General features: G+C 64.5%; 21 protein-coding genes. 15 read left to right on the forward strand and 6 right to left on the reverse strand.

Features of this window, described 5'->3' with window-relative positions:
• Positions 1–30: 30 nt before the first annotated feature.
• Both IEX84_RS07830 and IEX84_RS07835 read left to right on the forward strand, forming a co-directional pair.
• Positions 31–177, forward strand: a complete 147-nt coding sequence (locus tag IEX84_RS07830) for a DUF2080 family transposase-associated protein (RefSeq protein WP_188871572.1) — start codon at positions 31–33, stop codon at positions 175–177.
• 3 nt (positions 178–180) lie between these two features.
• Positions 181–1,410 (forward strand): RNA-guided endonuclease InsQ/TnpB family protein, encoded by a 1,230-nt coding sequence (locus IEX84_RS07835; protein ID WP_188871574.1) that lies wholly within the window; start codon positions 181–183, stop codon positions 1,408–1,410.
• 11 nt (positions 1,411–1,421) lie between these two features.
• Here IEX84_RS07835 and IEX84_RS07840 read toward each other — a convergent pair whose 3' ends face one another.
• Together IEX84_RS07840 and IEX84_RS07845 are read right to left on the reverse strand one after the other, a co-directional pair.
• Positions 1,422–1,715, reverse strand: a complete 294-nt coding sequence (locus IEX84_RS07840; protein ID WP_188871576.1) for a type II toxin-antitoxin system RelE family toxin — start codon at positions 1,713–1,715, stop codon at positions 1,422–1,424.
• Positions 1,708–1,902 carry a hypothetical protein gene (locus IEX84_RS07845; RefSeq protein WP_188871578.1) on the reverse strand — a complete coding sequence of 65 codons (195 nt, stop codon included), beginning with the start codon at positions 1,900–1,902 and terminating at the stop codon, positions 1,708–1,710. Before IEX84_RS07845 ends, IEX84_RS07840 begins: the two co-directional genes overlap by 8 nt.
• A gap of 771 nt (positions 1,903–2,673) precedes the next feature.
• Here IEX84_RS07845 and IEX84_RS07850 point away from each other — a divergent pair.
• From IEX84_RS07850 to IEX84_RS07880, 7 genes are all read left to right on the forward strand, one after another.
• Positions 2,674–3,513 carry an OB-fold nucleic acid binding domain-containing protein gene (locus IEX84_RS07850; RefSeq protein WP_188871581.1) on the forward strand — a complete coding sequence of 280 codons (840 nt, stop codon included), beginning with the start codon at positions 2,674–2,676 and terminating at the stop codon, positions 3,511–3,513.
• A 199-nt stretch (positions 3,514–3,712) separates the two neighbouring features.
• The gene (locus IEX84_RS07855) at positions 3,713–4,183 is read left to right on the forward strand and encodes an SWIM zinc finger family protein (protein ID WP_188871583.1); all 471 of its coding nucleotides are present in this window, start codon (positions 3,713–3,715) and stop codon (positions 4,181–4,183) included.
• 322 nt (positions 4,184–4,505) lie between these two features.
• Entirely contained in the window at positions 4,506–4,877 is a 372-nt protein-coding gene (locus IEX84_RS07860) for a MarR family transcriptional regulator (protein ID WP_188871970.1), read from the forward strand.
• Positions 4,874–5,227 (forward strand): type II toxin-antitoxin system PemK/MazF family toxin, encoded by a 354-nt coding sequence (locus IEX84_RS07865; protein WP_188871585.1) that lies wholly within the window; start codon positions 4,874–4,876, stop codon positions 5,225–5,227. Before IEX84_RS07860 ends, IEX84_RS07865 begins: the two co-directional genes overlap by 4 nt.
• 195 nt (positions 5,228–5,422) lie before the next feature.
• Entirely contained in the window at positions 5,423–5,602 is a 180-nt protein-coding gene (locus tag IEX84_RS07870; RefSeq protein ID WP_188871588.1) for a hypothetical protein, read from the forward strand.
• Between the two features lie 111 nt (positions 5,603–5,713).
• Positions 5,714–7,078, forward strand: a complete 1,365-nt coding sequence (locus IEX84_RS07875) for a restriction endonuclease (protein ID WP_188871590.1) — start codon at positions 5,714–5,716, stop codon at positions 7,076–7,078.
• Between the two features lie 38 nt (positions 7,079–7,116).
• On the forward strand, positions 7,117–8,046 hold the full coding sequence (locus IEX84_RS07880) for a hypothetical protein (RefSeq protein ID WP_209590245.1): 930 nt from the start codon (positions 7,117–7,119) through the stop codon (positions 8,044–8,046).
• A 19-nt stretch (positions 8,047–8,065) separates the two neighbouring features.
• On the opposite strand, the gene IEX84_RS07885 is transcribed toward IEX84_RS07880, so the two are convergent.
• Positions 8,066–8,785 (reverse strand): SDR family NAD(P)-dependent oxidoreductase, encoded by a 720-nt coding sequence (locus tag IEX84_RS07885; RefSeq protein WP_188871593.1) that lies wholly within the window; start codon positions 8,783–8,785, stop codon positions 8,066–8,068.
• Positions 8,786–8,839: 54 nt separating this feature from the next.
• Complete coding sequence (locus tag IEX84_RS07890; protein WP_188871595.1) at positions 8,840–9,040, reverse strand: hypothetical protein; 201 nt, start codon at positions 9,038–9,040, stop codon at positions 8,840–8,842.
• 413 nt (positions 9,041–9,453) lie between these two features.
• Between IEX84_RS07890 and IEX84_RS14585 the strand changes: the two genes are divergently transcribed.
• The 3 genes from IEX84_RS14585 (at position 9,454) to IEX84_RS07905 (ending at position 11,115) form a co-directional block, all read left to right on the forward strand.
• The gene (locus IEX84_RS14585; protein ID WP_229732339.1) at positions 9,454–10,275 is read left to right on the forward strand and encodes a DUF1810 family protein; all 822 of its coding nucleotides are present in this window, start codon (positions 9,454–9,456) and stop codon (positions 10,273–10,275) included.
• 100 nt (positions 10,276–10,375) lie between these two features.
• Positions 10,376–10,639 (forward strand): AbrB/MazE/SpoVT family DNA-binding domain-containing protein, encoded by a 264-nt coding sequence (locus IEX84_RS07900; RefSeq protein WP_188871597.1) that lies wholly within the window; start codon positions 10,376–10,378, stop codon positions 10,637–10,639.
• Complete coding sequence (locus IEX84_RS07905) at positions 10,636–11,115, forward strand: type II toxin-antitoxin system VapC family toxin (RefSeq protein ID WP_188871599.1); 480 nt, start codon at positions 10,636–10,638, stop codon at positions 11,113–11,115. The genes IEX84_RS07900 and IEX84_RS07905 overlap by 4 nt, the downstream gene beginning before the upstream one ends.
• Positions 11,116–11,122: 7 nt before the next feature.
• Here IEX84_RS07905 and IEX84_RS07910 read toward each other — a convergent pair whose 3' ends face one another.
• Together IEX84_RS07910 and IEX84_RS07915 are read right to left on the reverse strand one after the other, a co-directional pair.
• Positions 11,123–13,417, reverse strand: coding sequence for a phospholipase D-like domain-containing protein (locus tag IEX84_RS07910; protein WP_188871601.1), 2,295 nt, complete (start codon positions 13,415–13,417; stop codon positions 11,123–11,125).
• Positions 13,418–13,476: 59 nt separating this feature from the next.
• Complete coding sequence (locus IEX84_RS07915; protein ID WP_188871603.1) at positions 13,477–14,520, reverse strand: HNH endonuclease; 1,044 nt, start codon at positions 14,518–14,520, stop codon at positions 13,477–13,479.
• Positions 14,521–14,975: 455 nt separating this feature from the next.
• Between IEX84_RS07915 and IEX84_RS07920 the strand changes: the two genes are divergently transcribed.
• The 3 genes from IEX84_RS07920 to IEX84_RS07930 all read left to right on the forward strand — a co-directional run bounded on the left by IEX84_RS07920 (position 14,976) and on the right by IEX84_RS07930 (position 17,297).
• Positions 14,976–15,485 (forward strand): hypothetical protein, encoded by a 510-nt coding sequence (locus IEX84_RS07920; RefSeq protein WP_209590243.1) that lies wholly within the window; start codon positions 14,976–14,978, stop codon positions 15,483–15,485.
• Positions 15,486–15,711: 226 nt separating this feature from the next.
• Complete coding sequence (locus tag IEX84_RS07925) at positions 15,712–15,915, forward strand: hypothetical protein (RefSeq protein WP_188871613.1); 204 nt, start codon at positions 15,712–15,714, stop codon at positions 15,913–15,915.
• Between the two features lie 452 nt (positions 15,916–16,367).
• Positions 16,368–17,297, forward strand: coding sequence for a transcription initiation factor IIB (locus IEX84_RS07930; RefSeq protein WP_188871615.1), 930 nt, complete (start codon positions 16,368–16,370; stop codon positions 17,295–17,297).
• The last annotated feature ends 48 nt before the right edge of the window (positions 17,298–17,345 follow it).

Genomic DNA, 17,345 nt, shown 5'->3' on the forward strand with positions numbered 1-17,345 from the left:
TTATGTCTATCCAAAGTCTATACACCGATGATGGATAGGTTTGAAATCGAAGGAAAAGAAGTCCTCGACGGAACCGCAAAACCGTCGGGAAATAGTGCCCACGTCATCGTCCCCAAACGCTGGCGCGGAGCCGACGTGAAAGTCGTCCGCGTCTCCGACCCCGACCCAGACGAATAGCCTATGCACTACAACTACAAGTATCGACTCACCCCGCCAGAAGCCCTCGAAGAGGAACTTCTGTTCCACGTCGATACTTGTAGGCAACTCTACAACCACGTCCTCCACCTGCTCAACGAGACAGACGACATTCCCGCCCGCTACGAGGTACAGGAGCGACTCCCCGACCTCAAATCGTGGTGGGACGACCTCGGAGAGGTCCACTCGAAAGTGTTGCAGATGGTCGTTAAGCGCGTCTACGACAACATATCCACGCTCAAAGCACAAAAGGAGAATGGACGCGCCGTGGGAATGCTCAAGTGGAAACCACCTCGGGAGTATCGGTCGCTCACCTACAACCAGTCCGGCTTCGAACTCAAGAATACGAGTGGTCGGCCCACGTTGTGGTTGAGCAAGATCGGCGAGATCCCGATCCACATCCACCGAGACATCCCCGAGAACGCGACCATCAAACAAGTCGAGGTCAAACGCGAAACCACTGGAGAGTGGTATGCCACGTTCGGTATCAACGTGGACGAGGATACACCAGAGAAGCCGGAGAACCCCGAGAGAGTTGTCGGAATCGACGTGGGAATCCTCAAGTACGCACACGACACCGACGGGTACGCCATCAAAAGCCCCGACTTCAGAGAGGAACACGAACGACTCGAACGCGCTCAACGCGATCTCTCGCGGAAGGAACACGGCTCTGCGAATTGGGAAAAACAGCGGCAGGTCGTTGCCGAATGCCACGCCGACCTCAGGCGGAAGCGTCAGGACTTCCTTCACAAGTTGTCGAACTACTACGCCCGGGAGTACGACCTCGTGGCGGTTGAGGACTTGGACGCGAAGGGCTTGATCGAACTCCCGGGCAACTCGCGCAACCGGGCAGGAGCGGCTTGGGGGACGTTTCTGCGGATGCTCGAATACAAGTGCGAGCGCAAGGGGACGCACTTCGTCGCAGTTGACCCGAGAGGGACGACCAAAGAGTGCGCGTCCTGCGGCGTCAAGACGGATAAGCCGCTGTGGGTTCGTGAACACTCGTGTCCCTCGTGTGGGTTTGAGGCGGACAGGGACGCGAATGCGGCGTGGAATATTCTTTCTCGCGGTCTCGAAGATGTAGGAGTGGGATACTCCGAATCAACGCCTGTGGAGACTGCGCTCCCTGTGGACACCGTTGTGTCTGCAAAGCGCGTCGTGGAAACAGGAAGCCCCACCCTCAAGGAGCGAACCGCGTCAGCGGTGAGCGAGTAGGGTGGGGTAGTTCACAAGCCGTATCGTTTGTGCGCTTCGTCGACAGTGACGATCTCCAGTACGCGCACCTCTTTCTCGTCCTCCAAGACGGTGTAGATGGCCGTGTAGGTCCGGGAAATATGCAGCCGGTAGCGGTCTCGTTCGCCGTCGATGGGGAGCCTCTCCTTGTCTCCACGGCCGCGTCCGGGGTACGGGTTGTCAGCGAGGTAGCCGAGATTCTCCGTACAGATTCGCTCGGTCTTCTCGTCGGCAGCGTCGAGGAATTCACGCGGTTGGTCGGCGAGCAGGACGTCGTACTCAGACATCCGAGAGAGACGTCAACTCGTCGCGATCCGCCTCCTCCAACTCCTGGAAGCGCTGCTCCAACTCCTGTCGCCGACGCTGCTGAGCCAGCTCTTTGAGAAGCTCGTCGTAGGTCTGGCCGGGCTCCTTGAGATCGTGGAGTTCTTTCCGCGTCTCCTCGGTCACCGGCAGGCGTTTGTCAGCGGACATGGTCTGTACAGACGTACAGGACTGATAGGCTTAACAGTTCGGTGAGTGCCTCCCTCCGTCTGCGTAGAACGAGAGTCAGACAGGAGCAATCTTGCCTCAATGCTGGCAAGCGAGGGAGCACCCGGACACAACGGCGGTTCGCTGCCGGCGCGTCTTGTTCGGCCCATCGTCTCTCGACGACCGGCGTCTCTCCTCTCCGTCACCGCGGAGTGACGTCGCCGCCAAAGCACGGTGTACTCGCGGCGTCGCGGACTTCGAGTGCCTCGACGTCGTGCGCGAACGGCATCGACGACGGCTAGCGGTCATCGGGATATCTCGGTGGTCGCCGCGCCACTCGTGTCGTGTAGCCGGCTGACCGGTCTGTGGAGACGCCCCGAACGCCCCTCGACGGCTCGCGTGGCTCGTGCGGACGCTTGTTGTACAGCTGCGAGCATCGCCGCGTGGCTCGTGTCGATGGTCGTAGTCGCGCGCGGCCGTATTCGGCCGACGGCGGGCTCGGTCTGTCGACGCGCCAGCATCACGTGCAGTGTCGCCGTCTCGCTCCGCTCGTCGGGCGAAACTGGCGTGAAGCTGGCCGCCCGCGACGGCCGGGCCGCGCGCGCCACTTGACTATCGGGTTCGAGACCGAGCGCGTTGTCCGCGCCGCGTCGCGCCCTCGCGGGCGCTGAAGGCGCGAGCGGCGCGTGTGTGACTCAGTCGGTCGAAGAAGAAACCCGCGAGAGAAAGTCGCGGGTGTCGGGCGCGCTGTGGCGCCTGTGGAGTGTAACTCCAATGTCCAGTACAAACCTACTCGGTAAAGAAGGTGCGCGTGTAGCGAGCGACGACCGAACGCCCGATGTCTACGGGAACTTCGAGGTGGTGGACGAGGCGGCGGAGCGAGAGCGGAACCTGCGCCCGACGGTGCAGATGGAGATCGCGGCGCGGGTGGACCAGAATCATCCGGAAACGCAGTACGCGGGGTTGACGCTGGAAGCGGAGGAGCGGGTGAAGGCGCGTGCGTGGGAGATCGAGCGAACGGCATCGAGGTACGACCGACGGCAGGACTCGGATCGGGAGACGCGGACCCGGGAGTACGTGGCGCGACGGACGCCGAGTGAGGTGTGGCAGGTCGGGCGGCGTGATCCTCGGGAGGGGCTGTCTCAGGAGTCGTTGGCGGTGGTGAACCAGCAGGCGGCGCGACTCGACGGGCGGACGCGCGGATACTCGCGTGCGGCGATTTCGCGGATGCTCGCCGAACGCGTGCGGCGGGGGCAGGACGTCGTGGACGCGGTGATCGAGCTCGGGGAGGTGTTGCAGTACGGGGCGGGACAGCTCGTGCCGATCGGGGCGCTGGAGCGCGTGGAGCGTGAGGAGGTGAGCGTGGAGGGTCGTGTACGGGTGCTCTGGGAGCCGCGACATCCGGCGATCGCGCAGGTAGGGCTGTTAGAGGACGGGACGGGGACGGTGAAGCTGACGGTGTGGGCGAAGAGCCTGCAGCCGGTCGTGCGGGAGGGCGAGCGCGTACGTGTGCGCGGCGCCGCGCTCGGGTCGTACGACGGGCGCCCGACGCTCGCGGCGACCGGGTGGACGCGACTCGCCTTCCCAGAGCGCGGGCGGTGGTGGGAGCGATAAGGGACCTCCATCTCTTTTTTCAGTGGCCTCTCCCTCCCCAGCCGTCGTCCGCGCGGAGCGCGGACGCCCCTCGCGCGTTCTCGACGCCACAAGTGGCGTCGATTCATCGCGCGCCGCCGTGTCGACGGTGGGCTCACTCTGTTCAAACGGTTTTCTCGCGCCCCAGGGGGCGAGGGCGCGACGCCGCGCCCACAGCATCATGCACGTGGATCACCAGCCAGCGATCGACGCGACGCCGAACGGGCACGCGCTCGTCGTCGTCACCGAACAGTCGCTCACGACCGACGACGCGAGCGAGACCGTCTACTACCGCTGTCGCTTCTGCGGGCAGGAACGACCCGGGCCCACGCACTTCGAGCGGGCGTGCGCGACGCCGTATCCGACGTCCCCGGTCCGTGACGGTGAGTACGACATCGACGACCCACGAACGCGGCGCGCGCTCACCGAGGCGATGGAGACGCGCTTCACCGAACAGGGGGCGTGCTACGAGGTCGAGAGCGAGAGCGGGGCGACCTACGAAGTGGACGTCGCGGATCGGACCTGTACGTGTCCCGACTGGGCGAAACGCGGTGCCTCACTCAGCGAGCAGGGCTGTAAGCACCTGCGGCGTGTCGACCTCGAAATCCTCGCGCGACGACTCCCCCGCCCCGACGGCCGCTTCGCGCGGTAGGAGTCGGTTCGTCGACGTCGCTCCTTGACGACGGTGGAGAGGCGGATGTCTCGTACTGCTCGTGGAGGTGGCGTTCCCGTCTGCCCTCCCAGACGTAGTGAACCGCCTCGGGGTCAAGCCTCGAGGCACTCGCCTTGCTCATCTGTAGACGACGAGCATCGCCAAGTACACGGCGAACGGCCCGAACAGGAATAGTCGTTGAGACTGGTCGTCTCAATGCATTCCCGAACGCTTCGTGGTCAGTAACGATTTCTCACCCCCTCGTTTTCACTATTTTCATCCCTAACGCTCTTCACATCTGATGACGTATCTCCATGCAACGATGTCCATCGACCGAGACACCTTCGAGAACACGAGCGAAGACGAACTCGCGGATCTTTCGGTTCCGGACCGAGTCCTCGGGTTTCTCGCTGCCAACGAGGATCGTGCGTTCAAGGCCCGCGAAATCGCCTCCCAGATCGACGTCGATGAGGGCGCAGTCAGCACTGCGCTCTCACGGTTGAAGGATCGCGATCTCGTCGAACACAAGGCGACGTACTGGGCGATAACCGACGATGCCGAGCGACTCGACGGATACAGCGGATACGAACGAGCAACGGCGCTGTTCAACGATCAACTGGGTGTGGAGGACGAGGACTCTTGGCGCGAGCATGCACCGACAGACCCACACCCGAGCGTTGAGGACGAACAGTGACCAACGAAGAGACACCAATCTTCGAACGGGGCGACGTTGTCTACGGTGATGACCCTTTCAACGGTGAGGAAGACGCCCGGCCGTGGCTCATCCTCGCGAACCATGAGGACCGTCCGTTCCACGGCGAGCAGTATATCGCGCTCACGTTGACGTCGAAATCCTGGATGGAAGGCCTCATCGACATCCCTGGAGCGAGTTGGCTTCGTGGTGGGACACCCGATGAGAGTCGGATCGCTCCGTGGGGCGTCCAATCGATCGATCACGAGGACATCGACTTCTGGCAGGGCCGTCTCGACAGTGATCTTGTTGACGAAGCGGTCGCTGCCCTCGTCGACGAGCTACAACTGTAGGCTCGAATGACAGAAGAGGTGCATGGGACCTGCCTCGTCGTGTTTAGTTAAGCGAATTCCAGTCCACGTCGAACCAGTCGTTACGACCGCTGAGACGGGCGATTTCAGCCATGGACCGCAGGATTGACCGCCTCGCTTTTCAGCCGTACCTAAACACGACCCGCGTACGTCGGCGAGATCGGCCCGGAACTCGACGTGCGGACGTTCGGTGACGACGCGCTCGCGGAGGTCCGTGACGACATCAGCGGGACGATGACGCGCATCGAGTCGTCCGTGTTCGCCGAGTACGCGAGCGGGGCGCACTGTCGATGGTGCCGGCACAACGGACTGCCCTGCGCGGCGAGCGCGGTCGTCGACACCGAACCAGACGCGTAGCACGAGACCCCATCTCGCTGGAGCCGGGCCACGGTGGCGCGATCACTCGACGTGTCCCACCTCCGGACCGGAAACGCCTATACCTTAGCGCGGGAACAACTCGGGGAGTCGATGCCAGTCTTAGACGAGCTCTCGGGGTTCGAGTTCGAGGACGTGATGGAGGACGTCTTCCGGAACCTCGGCTACGAGAACGTCCACCAGGCCGCCCGTACTGCCGACGAGGGTCGGGACGTCCTGATGGAGGAGGTCGTGGACGGCGAGCGCCGCGGGATCGTCGTCGAGTGCAAGCACACGGACTCGGTCGGCCGCCCCGTCGTGCAGAAACTCCACTCCGCGGTCGCCACCTACGACTTCGACGGGCCGACCCGCGGCATCGTCGCCACGACCGGGCGGTTCACACGGCCCGCCCGCGAGTACGCCCAGCGCCTCCGAGAGAACGACGACCCGCATCCCGTCGATCTGCTCGACGGGGAGGACTTGCGCGAGTTCGCCGACGAGATCGGCCTCGACCTCTACAACGGCCGCATCGAGATCCTCTGCAACGACACCCTCCGCCCGTACGACCCCGCGACGTCGCTCGACGCGCCCGTCACCGCCGCGATGCGCGACATCGAGAACCTCGACGCGGGGGACCTCCCGGACCCCGACGCGCGGGTGACGTTCCGGCCGACCGTCATCGTCACCGCGGAGACGGACGCGACGTTCGAGACGTCCGTCGGCGTCATCCACCGCGTGCACGAACGCAATCGCCTGGTCGTGCAGGCCGAGCGCGGCCACCCCGAACAACTGCCCCCACGAGTCGCGGAGCTCGTCACGAGCAACCGGCACGCGACCGTCGAACTCGACGAGGCGGGGTTCGGCGAGGTGTTCGACGAGGTCGAGACGCGCCGGTTCGGGGAGACCCAGACCGAGTACAAGGAGTGGGCGATGGACCGGCTCCGCGAGCACCACACGACGACCGTCTCCTACACGGGCGACAACAACGTCACGTACACGAAGACCTGCGAGCCGAACCGCTCGGACGTCACCGTCCACGCCGTCGAGGCCGTCTACCTCCCCGACGTGCGCCAGACGACGGAACTCGGCGAGTACACCTACCCGTTGGAGTACTACGCGGCCGGGCCGTCGCGCGTGACGACTGAGGACGGCATCCACGCGTGCGTGCACTGTGAGACGACCGGCGACGGCGAGACGTACACGTACTGCGCGAACTGCGGGAGCATCAACTGCGCCGAGCACGTCCGGACCGAGCGTCTAGAGGGCACGCCCGTCTGTACGGGGTGTGCAGTCACCGAGCGGTTCATGCTCTCGACGAAGTACTTCTACGACGAGGACAATCGGGAGGCGTTCCGCGAGGAGTACGACGCGATGGCGTTCTACGAGAAGCTCGGCGAGAACGTCCCGCTCGCGGTCGGTGCCACGCTCGGTGTGCTCGTCCTCGTCGTCGGCTCGCTCGTCGCGGTTGGTGTTCTCTAAATGGGATGGCTCTGTCAAAGTCGTTATCCGCGAATCAGTTGGAGGTCCTCATTGACAGCGACATCGTCGAGTGCTACCGGTACCCGCCGAACGAGGACGCACGCGACCTCCCGTCGCAGTTCTACGGCCTCACCGAGCACGGCGTCAAGGTCCTCTACGAGTACAACTATCTCCGCGGGCTCCCGGTCGCTCGGGCGCTCTACGAGAACACGCGGCTCTCGGAGAAAGCACAACGACACCGCGACGCGCCGCGGCCGGAACTCCCGGACTCCGTCGCGGACGCGCTCTCGATAGAGGACACTGAGAGTGTTGACTTCGACCGTGTGGAGACGTACATTCGGGAGCGCAAGGACAACACTCACAGCGTCGACGATCAGATCGCAGTGGCGGAAGCTTTCTCCGAGGCCGGAATCGGCCCGGACCACGAGGGGATCACGCGAAGCGAGATGCTCGACGTCCTCGATATCGAGCTGTCGTACCAGTCCAGAACGGTCTTGGACCACCTTGTCGATATCGGGATTCTCAGCCGGACTGCGCCACCGGGCCCGGACGTTTTTGCGATCAGCGAGCGGCGGGACGAGATCGTCAACGGACACGTGACCGAAGAGGCGGAAGAGAACGTCGAAGCGCTGATCGCACACATCGACGACGAGTTACAACCGATGGCCCTGTCCGAAGATGCGGCCGAGTTCGACGGGGTCGAGTCCGATATGTCCGCTCCGTCCGTCGCTTTAGCTGACGGCGCTGGACGGACCGTTCGCAGTATTCTCGCCGCCGAGTTCGGTGTGGAACCGGAGCAGGTCACAGGTCATCTTCAGACGGGCGACCCAGTGAGTCGACTCAACACGGCCGTCGAAGCGATTGAATCGTCCGAAGAGGTCACGAAATCGGAAGACTACGGACAGATCGTCTTCGTCCGGCCGGCCTATCGATACCGGCTAACCGAACGGACGATGTCGATGCTGTAGGAGACCAAAACGCGTCGCATCAGAGGAATTCGGTCGTCTGCGGACCGTTCGTGATGTGGACTTCGAAGGGCTGGGTACTCGGGTCGTCCTGCGTGACGAGGTGCCAGTACGTCTCGGCCATCCGATCCGGGTCGAGGAACGTCTCGGGGTCGCGCTCCGGAGCGCGCTCTTCGGCGCCGGAGCCGCCGATCTGGCCGTCGATGACGACGTGCGCGACGTGCACGCCCTCCCTGCCGTACTCCTGGGCGATGTCCATCGCCATGCCGCGCGCCGCGAACTTCGCCGCCGTGAATCCGATGGCACCGCCACGCGAGCGGACCGCGGACGTCGCGCCCGTGAAGATCACCGTCCCGCCCTCGTCGTCGAGCATGTCGCCGACGGCTTCCTGCGAGCAGACGAACGCCCCACGCCCATTCACGTCCCACGCGCGCTCGAACTCCTCGACGCTACTGTCCATCAGTCCCGTCCACGACGCCGCGCTCGCGTGATTCACGAGGACGTCGACGGGACCGAACTCCTCCCGAACGGTCTCGAAGGCCTCACGGATTGCCTCGACGTCCGTGAGATCAACCGTGACCGCCAGCCCCTCGCCGGGGTCGGGCAGGTCGTCTGCGAGGTCTTCGATGTAGTCCGTCGAGCGCGCGAACAGCGCGACCCGACAGCCCTCCGCGGCGAACTTTTGGGCGAGCGACGCACCCAGTCCGGGACCGACACCGGCGACGACGGCAGTACGCGTCATGACCCCGACTTCGGTGTCTGGTCCGAAAGGCGTTCGGACGCCGGCGACCCGCGCTCAGAGCGATTCGAGCGCTCGGATGCCGTCGGGCGCGCGCCGCGCGTCCGTCCACGCGCCGTCCACGGATCGCCTGACGAGCCGTCCCTCGTTCGTCCCGGCGGAGACGGACTCGCAGTCGTGCGTCCACGCGAGCACGACCTCCTCCGGGCCACCGGTAGGAGACGTCCGCGAACGACTCTCCCCGGTCGGTCGGGGCACGGTACCGCCGAGCCCCGGTGGCTCCGAGTCGAGAACCGGGGAGCATACGCGTGGATCGCCACCGGTACCGGCCTGAATGCGGGATGGGAAGCGACGCGCGGCGAGGGTTGAAAAGGGGGGTAGTTCATGAGATCGGATCAGACCGATGTCGAGTACCCCACGGACGCTCACGCGGCCACGCGGCGACACGTACGACTCCGCCGCCACGCCGACGATACCAAGCGCACACGACACCGCGACCGAATCTACCGGTCGGCAGAACACGTCGTCGCAATCGGACACAGGAAAACCTGCCGAGCCGGCACTGCGGACGGACGTCGTCACCGATTCCCTCTGCGAGCGCCTCACGGACACCGCGACGGAGCTCGAAGCGACGCTCGACGGAACGGTCCCCGAGAACCTCGAAGACGCGGTTGCGGGGTGGCGCGGACTTCACGGGCTCGATACGAACACTGTCTCCGGCTACCTGCCGCGGCTCGCGCGTCACGCGGTTCTCTCAATGTTCCTCAAGGCCGTCGTCTACGAGCGCGAGCATCGAGCCGGGAACCCTCCCACCGCTGACGACGCCGATCCGGGAGGCATTCCGGACGGCGGACCGTGAACTGGAGACGCCCGCATTCGCGGAGACCGTCCTCGACGACATCGCGTTCCGTCTCGACGACCGGGCGCTCCAGCGCGTTCTCGACGCTCGTGATCGATTCCTCGACGCACGGTATCCGGCGGTCGCCATCGGCCGACTCTTCGAAGCGGTCACGTCGACGGAGGCGCGCCAGCGACTCGGCCAGTTCTACACGCCGCGCTGGCTCCGCGACCTCATGCGGACGTGGGTGCCCGGAGACGCATCGACGCTCCTCGATATCGGCGTCGGCGCGGGCAGTCTCTCGACGCCGTTCCACCCTCGCTTCGAGGTGAGCGCCGAACCGAACCGTATCGTCGGGATCGGGCGGAGCCGGAGGGCCCAGCGCTACGGGATCGCCTCCCGCGAGGAAGCCGCGGCATACCTCGCACACGAGACGCTCGGTCCGCGGCTCCGCGAGTGTACCCGGATCGTGAACGGCCTCACGGGTCGTTCGGCGAACGACATCTTCGGGTCGCCCGACGACCTGACGTTCCGCTCCTCGATGACGCTCTTCGACGCGGTCGGGGACGACCCGGAGCCCTTCGAGACTGCGCTGGAACAGTACTACGACGGCGAGCCCGACCCGAAGACGCTAGAACTGCTCTCCGAACCCTGAAACGCGTCCGTGGGACCGTCCTCACCTCCGGAACGTACGAGTGAATGGCCACCCTCCGTAATCCTTTTAGAGTAATACCTCATAAGTATTACCAGACTGAATGCCTCGTGTAACCACGAAAGGGCAAGTGACGATCCCGAAGCGGGTTCGAGACGCGCTCGGAATCGAGCCCGGCGACGAAGTCGCGTTCGAACCGACGGACGACGGGTACGTCATTCAGAAGGAGGCCCCCACGACCGAGAGCGGGAACGACCCGTTCGAGACGTATCGCGGCGCCGCGGAGAGCGACGACACGATGCCGGAACGGATGCGGCGACTCCGGGGTGAGTATCCCCGGGACGTCGACGGGGAGGAGCAGACGTGACGGTCATCGCGGTCGATACGAACGCGCTCCTCGCTATCCTCTACGACGATGACGCTCACGCGGACCGGGCAGAAGAAGCGCTACGTGACGGCTACCAGCGCGGGCGGCTCGTCACGACGCCAATCGTGTACAGTGAACTCGCGGCGGACGGGCAGTTCGACGCGAGCGCCGATCTCGACAGGTTCCTCAGCGACATGAGCATCACCGTCGTCGATCCCTCCCGTGAGGCGATATTCCGTGCCGGTGACGCCTTCGATACCTACACCGCCCGCCGACCTGACGGACTCCAATGCCCCGAGTGCGGGACGGAACGAACGGCGACCTGCCCGGACTGCGGGCACGACCTCACACCGCGTCAGCACGTCGCCGCCGATTTCGTCATCGGCGGCCACGCCCTCGTCGACGCCGACGAACTCGTCACCTTCGACCAGGCCTTCTACGAGTCCTACTTCTCGGGTCTCACCCTCACACCGTGACCTACCGCTACCTGCCGAATAATCGGGAGAGAAGGCCGCCCGAATCGTCGCCCCCGTCGGCTGTCGGCGTCTCGGACGAGGCGTCGGGAGCGGCGGTCCCGGTGTCCCCCGCGTCTTCGGAGGGGTCGTTCAGGAGGTCCCCGACCGAGTACCCGACCCACTCGGCGAACTCCTCGGGCGCGCCGATGTAGACGCTCGTCCCGGACTTATCAGACATGAATCGCTTGGAGAGGCGCTTCTCGTAGTCGTAGACCTCGTAGTCCTCGCGGTCGAAGTCCGCCGTGATCGCGCCGGGTTCGCGCTCGAACGTGACGCGGCCGCCCTCGATGTCGCGCTGCCACTTCAACCGCCCCGTGTCGTACGTCTTCTCCGCGGGCTCCTCGGCGGGGAAGTAGTTGGGTTCCTCGCGGCCGGCCTCGTCGTAGAACTCCCGGACGATCCGCCGGACGTCCTCGACGGTACCGTTCCCCTCCGTCCACGGCTGCTCGGTGAGCATGCGTCGAGCGACGTAGCTGAAGATCGGGTTTCGACGGTCGAGCACCGCTGCGAGGTCGTCTTGGGCCTCGTGGAACCCGGGGTCCTCGGGGTTCGAGGGGAAGGAGACGTCCATGCTGAGGATCTTCATCCGGTTGCGGAACTCGGACTTCGGGAGCGCGTCGTTCGTCGTGAAGATCAGACAGGGCTGATCGACGCTCGCGGGCGTCCAGTCGCCCCAGTAGTTCCGGATCGGGCTCCAGTTCTGAATCTTGCGCTTCTCGGCGTCGATGATCGCGTACGGGAACGAGGTGTCCCACTGGCGGACGCCACGAATCTCGGCGACGCCGATGTCGTCGGCGTCCACGCCGGAGACGACGGTGTTGTCGGAGACGAGCCGGAGGATGTACTCGGTGAGTTTGTCCTTCCCGGCGTCGCTCTTCCCCTCGATGTAGAGGTGCTGGAGGACGTTGTCAAGCGTGCGCGACGGCGACGATAACGCCTCGGCGTACTGGTTGGCGAACGGGGCCCAAAAACCATAGAGGAACGCCTCGTACATCTGCGCCATCACGGCAGTCTCGGACTGCGTGTGGCCGTGGTCGCGGACGGTCTCGATGTAGGACTCGATGGTGTCGAGGCAGTGGTTCAGGACTTCGGGCGTGGGCTCGTCGGTGGCGACGAGGATCATCTCGTCGTCGTCGCCGACGACGATCTGTTCGGCCTCCGGGAGAACGGACATCGTCGGGATGTCCGTGGACTCCTTCACCTGGGTGTTGTACGCGCTGAGCGGCGCGGTGATGCTGTGGTCCTCGACGGTCGCGCCACGGTCGCGGAGGCTCGTGCCGAACTCGTCAGCGGTGTCTCTGTCCACCGTGGTCGTCCCCATGCGGACCTTCTCGTCGGGCGCGCGAACGCGAGGCCGGTCGAGCGTGTCCGTCAGCTCGGTCTCGTTGTCCGACTCGACGAGCCCTACGTCGGGCTCCTCGTCTCCGGCGTCCGCGGCGTTCTCGATGTCGGTACCGTCCTCGGCGTCCGCGTCGGGTTCGACGACGGCGCGGTCGGCGTGCTCTGGTTCCTCGACGAACGCGACCGTTTCGTCCGCCTCCTCGGGGTCGTCGACGACGGCCGTGATTCGGTCGGCGATCTCCGTGACGTCCTCGACGGCGTCCTGATTGAGCGCCGCGGTGTCGCTGACGTCGAGGTCGCCCGCGCCGACCCAGTACTCGATCCGGTTCTCGCGCTCTTCGGGTGAGTCGGCGTCTTCGAGGGCCTCGACCAGTCCGTCGAGGAGCGTCTGATCGCTGTACCCCTCCCGGTACTCATCGATGAACGCCGCGAATTCCTGGTCGAGTTCCGTATCGACGTCGGTCGTGAAGACCGAGATCTGGTTGGTGTGATACTCCCAGGAGTTCCGGGAGAGGTTCGCGGAGCCCTGTACGAGCTTCACGGTGTCGTCGGGCATGACGATCCGGTAGATCTTCGAGTGGACCGTCTTCTGGTTCTTCAGGCGGACCGTGAGGCGGTCGTCTTTGCGGAGGCGGACGAGTTCGCGCGCCGTCGGGACCTCGTTCACGCGGTCGGCGTAGTCCTCAGCGTTCCCGATGAGGACGTCGAGCGAATCGATGTCGTAGTCGGTGAGCATCCGGACCATCAGGTCGGGCGTCTCCGCGTACGTCACCGCGTCGACGTGGCGGGCCCCCTCGAAGAGGTCGAGGAAGTCACTACGGTCTTTCACCATTGCGAGGCGGTATTCAGCCGCACCCGACCCGTAGAACTCCGGCATGTCGGCGAACTCGGCGAACGAAATGTGCGCCGTCAGTTCATCCATACGACACGTACCGAGCGGTGGCTCATAAGTTCGGGTGCCGCTGTCGGCCTACTGACGCCTCACAGCCACGAGAGGCCGGCGTTGAGCTCGTCGAGGAACGTCTCCCGAACGCGTGCCTCGGCCGGAAGCGAGAGCCGCTCGCCCTCGCGCTCGATGATCGTTTCCCTGAGGAACGGGTGGGCGGGGTCGAACGCCGGGCTGGTGCGGATGCGGTGGTCGCTGTCGATGGTGAAGAGCGCGGCGTCGAACGCGCGGTGGTGGAGCGAATTGAGGACGACGACGTTCTCGGGATGCTCGGCGAGGTCCGGGCGCTGGCTCCGCGGGAGGACGTGCGCGAGATCGAGCAGCGGCTCCTCGCCGATCCCCGTGAGGGCGCAGGCGTGGTCGTAGCGCTCGAACGTCGACGCGCGGAACGCGTCGCTGACGACGGTCTCGGTCGTCTCGTAGCGACGGACGCATCCGTCGGCGTCGAGGGACTCGCCGGTCGGCCACTGCGCGCGGTCGCCCGTCTGGACCCAGCGCTGCCAGACGTCCGGCGCCGCGCGATCGTCGTTCTGGCGGGCGCGCTCGTGGAGCCACGTCACGGGGACGGCCTCCGCGTTGAGGATCGAGAAGTGGAACCGGTAGTTCGGGACCTGGGTGCCGTCGTCGGCGCGATACGCACGGATTTTGAGGTGGTCGGGAACGCAGAGCCCGCAGAACTCGACGACGCCGGACTCGGGTTTCCGGAAGACGAGGACGGGCGGGACGTCCTCGCGCCGGCCCGCCGCAGCATCGTCGAAGGCGTGCTTGATCTTCCGGTTCTGTGCGGACTCGTCGTAGGGCTTCTCGGCTTTCGCGTCGCCCCAGTAGCTGACGTACCCGGCGTTGACGGCGAGCGTGTCCTCCCACGGATCGTCGTGCTGAGAGACCCCGCCGTCGTTCGAAACGAGGACGAGCGCCGCCGGGGCGTCGGCACGATCCGCACCGAGGTCGCGGATCCCGCCGGTGTTCTTGATACCGCTATCGAGCGGGCCGCGGATCCAGCGGAGGAACTGGTCGTCCGGATCGCGGTAGCTCCCGGTGTCGCGGTATTGCTGCCCGACCCGAAACGCGTGCTGCATACTACCACGCCGTTATCGCCCGTAGCGTATAAAGGCCGGCGCGACGCGCACTACTCCGGGCACCTCAAGGAACCCCGTCGTCCGATATTCGCGCGGTGTTGTGCTCGTCGTCGAGAACGTCCCCGGCTATTCTTAACCAACAGCTCCGCGAGAGATCAGCAATTGTTGGTTAATCGCGTGCAACCGCCATCTGATCGTAAACGACTGGAACATCTAGCGCTGTAACTTATAGTCCAATTTACTACATTTAACGCAAGGTCCGAGATGCGAACGTGGTATACAATGGAGACGTGAAATTGTAACGGAGATATACTGGGCGAGCGAAAGTGTGAGACTCTGTAACGGGCGCCGGATATGTATGAATGAAGGAGGGGTGTTGCGGAGTGCAAATACCCACTGATTCCTTGATGTGTAGTGTCGGAACTCTTTTTCGCGTAGTTGACATTGGATAGTGTGTGATCGGCCCCGCCCGGAAGCCACGTATTCGGGACCTCTCCAGCATTGAGCCGGAGAACTTCAAGTTCCGAAACACGGAGTTCCTCAAGGGCGATACCGAATACGAACAGACGGGCCGCGAGTCATTCCGTGAACTCCGGCATCAGATTTGGAACGTCCGCAACGGCGACCTTCAGCGCGTTCTTGATGACTTCCCGACTGATGACCCACTAAATGAGCAGTGTGCGGGATGGATGCACGCCGTGGTCGGGAAGCACTTCTTCCCGGACGCGAACCACCGGACTGCAATCGCGCTCCTGCGCAAACTACTTCGAGAGAACGATATTGCGTACGGCGTTTGGTCGATAGACCGTCTCCGTGAGGCGCGAAAGGAGTCACACAGAGTCCGACGCGAAATCGAACCGATACGACTTGATACGCTCTATCAGAAAGACGAACTCTACGGGGTGTGGAAACGATTCTTCGACGACGAAATGGTGACTGTCGACGAGAGAATCTATGAGACGTAGCTACTCGTCTTCGTCCGAACTGTCCGCGAGCGCCGCGTAGAGCTCCTGGTTCTCGCGTACGTCTTCGGCCATGTCTTGTTCAGACTCCCAATTCATCATACAACACATTCCGCGACCCACGAACTTAGGCATTCGGGTCTGATACTAGTCGATCGAACTGCACACCCTTCAGGAGCGCTACGCGGAGACGTACCGCGACAGCAAGCGGACTGATTCGCGACTGGTGATGCGGCTCTTCGAGCAACCCTACCACACCACGACCGACGTCGAGGAGATGCTCAACGTCTCCGAACCGACTGTCTATCGCGCGACTCACTCCCTCGAAGAGGACGCCATCCTGGAGAATGTCACTAGCAAGGAGAGCCACCGAGAGTACTGGGCGAGCGAAATTTTCGAGATACTGGAGCGGCCGCCGACTACGCACGAGTGAGGCTGTCTCACGTATTGAGGAACTGCTCCCGGGCGTCCGTGTCAGCGGGGAGCGAGATCTGCTCACCGTCGCGCTCGACGATCGTTTCCTCGATCGACGCGTGATACGGTCAATACGTCGTCTACCGCCATATCTACGAGCCCACTCGGACAAACACAACGTGGTGAGGAATACCCTTGTCGGGTGCTCCGCGAGACCTACCTCGACTTCGACGCCGCAGAGAGCCTGCACCAGGACTGGACCAAAGCGTACGCTGCGGGTGATCTCTTGTGAGTCGGCAGGATCAGTGCGAGCAGGCGCTCCGTGACGCGATCGTCGAGAACGTCCACGACCATTCTTAACCAACAACTCCGCGAGAGTTCAGCAATTGTTGGTTAAAGGAATGCAACCGCCATTTTTTGGCCGCCCCTGACGGGTGCGGGGCGGCCCGGAGAGCCGTCCCGGACACGACCATGAGTAGCCGTATCTACGAGCGACAGTTTGACGAGGACGACGGACAGACACTACCGACCGACCCAGGCTGCCCGGAGTGTGGGGGCGACACCGTGACCGACGGCGGGGAAACCGCGTGCGTCGAATGCGGCCTCGTCGTCGAGGAGTATCGGATCGACCACCGGGGTCGACGCGACGGGTTCGACGAGGAGGCGACCATCGAGCGGACGGGCCCACCCCTTACGGAGGCGCGACACGACCGGGGGCTCTCCAGCGAGATCGGGTGGCAGCGGGACGCCCACGGGAACACGCTCACGTCGCGCAAACGCCGTCAGATCGCGCGTCTCCGCACCCAACAACGCCGTGGCCGCTTCGCCTCACGAGCCGAGCGGGACCTCGCGCACGCCTTCGGCGAAATCGCGCGTCTCGTGGCCGCCGTCGACCTCTCGCGTGCCGTCCGCGAGTCCGCGTGCGCCCTCTATCGACGTGCACAGAACGAGAACCTGATTCGGGGGCGCTCGATCGAGGGTGTGGCGGCCGCGGCCGTCTACGCCGCGTGTCGACAGGACGGCGTCGTCCTCTCCCCGACGGACCTCGCGGCCGTCTCCAGTTGTACGGTGCGGGAGGTACGTCGCACGTACGGCGTGTTGAACACCGAACTCGCACTGGCGACACCCATCGTCGACGCCGCGGGCTTCCTCCCACGCATCGCGGCCGCCTGTGACGTCTCTGCCGACGTCCAGCAGCGAGCGCGCGAGCTCGTCGAGAAAGCGCGGGAGGCCGGCTACGTGAACGGCCGGAGTCAGGCGGGCGTCGCCGCCGGCTGTCTCTACCTCGCCAGCATCGAGGCTGGACGACGGGTGACGCAGGCCCGCCTCGCCAACGCCGCGGACGTCTCCACCGCGACGCTCCGCAGTCGTCTCAAAGAGATTCGCGATCTCGAAGCGTGAGTGCGGTGACGCCAGGAGCGCGACGACGGCACCTTCAGCTGACCCGCT

The organism is Halarchaeum rubridurum (genome assembly GCF_014647115.1).
Lineage (GTDB): Archaea > Halobacteriota > Halobacteria > Halobacteriales > Halobacteriaceae > Halarchaeum > Halarchaeum rubridurum.

Excerpts from the sequence above, each read along its gene's own strand:
- IEX84_RS07900 (WP_188871597.1), top strand. The coding sequence starts at position 10,376 with ATGCCTCGTGTAACCACGAAAGGGCAAGTGACGATCCCGAAGCGGGTT.
- IEX84_RS07835 (WP_188871574.1), top strand. The coding sequence starts at position 181 with ATGCACTACAACTACAAGTATCGACTCACCCCGCCAGAAGCCCTCGAA.
- IEX84_RS07830 (WP_188871572.1), top strand. The coding sequence starts at position 31 with ATGGATAGGTTTGAAATCGAAGGAAAAGAAGTCCTCGACGGAACCGCA.
- IEX84_RS07925 (WP_188871613.1), top strand. The coding sequence starts at position 15,712 with ATGCGGCTCTTCGAGCAACCCTACCACACCACGACCGACGTCGAGGAG.
- IEX84_RS07845 (WP_188871578.1), bottom strand. The coding sequence starts at position 1,902 with ATGTCCGCTGACAAACGCCTGCCGGTGACCGAGGAGACGCGGAAAGAA.
- IEX84_RS07915 (WP_188871603.1), bottom strand. The coding sequence starts at position 14,520 with ATGCAGCACGCGTTTCGGGTCGGGCAGCAATACCGCGACACCGGGAGC.
- IEX84_RS07860 (WP_188871970.1), top strand. The coding sequence starts at position 4,506 with ATGTCCATCGACCGAGACACCTTCGAGAACACGAGCGAAGACGAACTC.
- IEX84_RS07875 (WP_188871590.1), top strand. The coding sequence starts at position 5,714 with ATGCCAGTCTTAGACGAGCTCTCGGGGTTCGAGTTCGAGGACGTGATG.
- IEX84_RS07840 (WP_188871576.1), bottom strand. The coding sequence starts at position 1,715 with ATGTCTGAGTACGACGTCCTGCTCGCCGACCAACCGCGTGAATTCCTC.
- IEX84_RS07930 (WP_188871615.1), top strand. The coding sequence starts at position 16,368 with ATGAGTAGCCGTATCTACGAGCGACAGTTTGACGAGGACGACGGACAG.
- IEX84_RS07885 (WP_188871593.1), bottom strand. The coding sequence starts at position 8,785 with ATGACGCGTACTGCCGTCGTCGCCGGTGTCGGTCCCGGACTGGGTGCG.
- IEX84_RS07855 (WP_188871583.1), top strand. The coding sequence starts at position 3,713 with ATGCACGTGGATCACCAGCCAGCGATCGACGCGACGCCGAACGGGCAC.
- IEX84_RS07910 (WP_188871601.1), bottom strand. The coding sequence starts at position 13,417 with ATGGATGAACTGACGGCGCACATTTCGTTCGCCGAGTTCGCCGACATG.
- IEX84_RS07850 (WP_188871581.1), top strand. The coding sequence starts at position 2,674 with ATGTCCAGTACAAACCTACTCGGTAAAGAAGGTGCGCGTGTAGCGAGC.